Below are 569 nucleotides of genomic sequence, written 5' to 3' on the forward strand. Positions count from 1 at the left end.
CGCCCATTGTGCAATATTCCCCACTGCTGCCTCCCGTAGGAGTCTGGGCCGTGTCTCAGTCCCAGTGTGGCCGGTCACCCTCTCAGGCCGGCTACCCGTCGTCGCCTTGGTAGGCCATTACCCCACCAACAAGCTGATAGGCCGCGAGTCCATCCAAAACCGCAAAAGCTTTCCACCACCACCACATGCGTGGAGCGGTCGTATCCGGTATTAGACCCAGTTTCCCAGGCTTATCCCAGAGTCAAGGGCAGGTTACTCACGTGTTACTCACCCGTTCGCCACTAATCCCCCCAGCAAGCTGGAGATCATCGTTCGACTTGCATGTGTTAAGCACGCCGCCAGCGTTCATCCTGAGCCAGGATCAAACTCTCCGTTGAAGTAAAACAAAAACAGACACAACCACAACCACCGGAAATAACGGCAGAAACAGCTGCACAAAATTTGAAACCAGCTGAAAACCAGACCCCACCCACAGGGGCGGACAAGGCCCGGCAAAATCAACCAATTCATAAAAACAAATCGGTATCAACAAACTTGGCACACTATTGAGTTCTCAAACAACAGACACA

At 53.1% G+C, this 569-nt stretch carries 1 rRNA gene; it reads right to left on the reverse strand.

From position 1 onward, the window contains the following. A 16S ribosomal RNA gene (locus AC3WJU_RS22485) occupies positions 1–377 on the reverse strand; the annotation flags it as partial. Positions 378–569 lie beyond the last annotated feature (192 nt).

The sequence above is a fragment of the Arthrobacter sp. FW306-1B-F12A genome, assembly GCF_058781865.1.